General features: G+C 66.1%; 2 protein-coding genes. Both read right to left on the bottom strand.

Annotation, left to right across the window (positions count from 1 at the left end; all coding sequences use genetic code 11):
- Positions 1-37 precede the first annotated feature (37 nt).
- Complete coding sequence (locus ACFWBQ_RS38320; RefSeq protein ID WP_385508674.1) at positions 38-565, bottom strand: transposase; 528 nt, start codon at positions 563-565, stop codon at positions 38-40.
- Positions 562-1,101: a winged helix-turn-helix domain-containing protein gene (locus ACFWBQ_RS38315; protein WP_385508673.1), complete on the bottom strand. Its 540-nt coding sequence runs from the start codon at positions 1,099-1,101 to the stop codon at positions 562-564. Before ACFWBQ_RS38315 ends, ACFWBQ_RS38320 begins: the two co-directional genes overlap by 4 nt.
- Positions 1,102-1,173: the final 72 nt, after the last annotated feature.

The raw sequence follows: 1,173 nt of genomic DNA, 5'->3' as shown, positions 1-1,173 counted from the left end.
CTACTGAAGTTGAATGTGTGATGTCGGCCTGATCGTGTCAGCTGGTCAGGGTCAGGCCGGTGCCTATGAGGCAGCCGTCGATGAGGTGCGGTCGGTACTGGGTCTTCTTGAGACTGCGCTTCACGGCGGCGGCGAGCTGGTCGAGGTTCGCAGCGGCGAGGTTGCCGATCGTCCGTTTCACCAGAGACCAGATGCCCTCCTGCGGGTTGAGGTCAGGTGCGTAGGACGGAAAGTGGAAGACGGCCAGCCAGTCCTCGTTCGCTGCGATGAATTCCTTCATCTGCGGCATGAGATGGGTACGCAGGTTGTCCCAGACCAGGACGATGGGGCCTTTGAGCTGGTTGTGCGCCCGCACGATGAGGTCGCGGTAGTCCTGCCAGGTGAAGCCCTTGGGTTCGCCCTTGCGGCCCCGGTGGACGCGGAAGCTGTAGATCAGCCGGGAGCGGTCTCCGGGGCGGAAGCAGACCATTCCCGCCATCGAAACTCGCCCTGAACCCCGTCCCCGGACGCGCACGACCGGAGTCCGGCCGACCCGGCCCCAGGACCTCGCGCGAGGCGGCCTCAGCGACTGGCTGGCCTCGTCCTCGCAGACGATCCAGGCTCCGCGGGCCGCCGCCGTGCTTTTACCTGCGGCCACACCTCCTTCTTCCACAACTCCACTGCCTCGTCGTCACGTTCGATCGCCCGGCGGGCCGGCTGCTGCCACGACCAGCCATGACGCTTCAGCAGCCGCCATGTCCCCTCCACCGTGTAGCTGACGTGGAACAACCGTCCGATCAGAGTCTTCACCCGGGCCAGTGTCCACCGCTGGTCAGCCCAGCCATGGGCGAGCGGACCGCGCTCCAACTCCCGCTCCAGTTGCGCGATTTGGTCTGCCGAAAGCCTCGGGCGCCCTGGCGATCCCTTCGACCGGACACCCTCTTCGCCCTGCTCGCGCCACTGACGGCGCCAGCGCTCCACCGACCGCTCGCTCACCCGCAGCGCGGACGCGATCTCCCGGTTCTTCGCGCCGCTCTCGAAGCGACCGACCGCTTCCAACCGGATCCGCTCTCTTGCAGCCCTCTTACCATCGGTCAAACCGCCGCCCTGCGCGTATCTCACACCCCACAGCTACCGACCCGACTCAGACCCTGTCAGGCAAACGGCCCGACATCACCCAATCAAGTTCAGTAG

The sequence above is a fragment of the Streptomyces sp. NPDC060035 genome, assembly GCF_042736635.1.
GTDB lineage: Bacteria > Actinomycetota > Actinomycetes > Streptomycetales > Streptomycetaceae > Streptomyces.
Note: the sequence above shows the minus strand (reverse complement) of the source record. Positions and strands in the feature narration are given on the sequence as shown.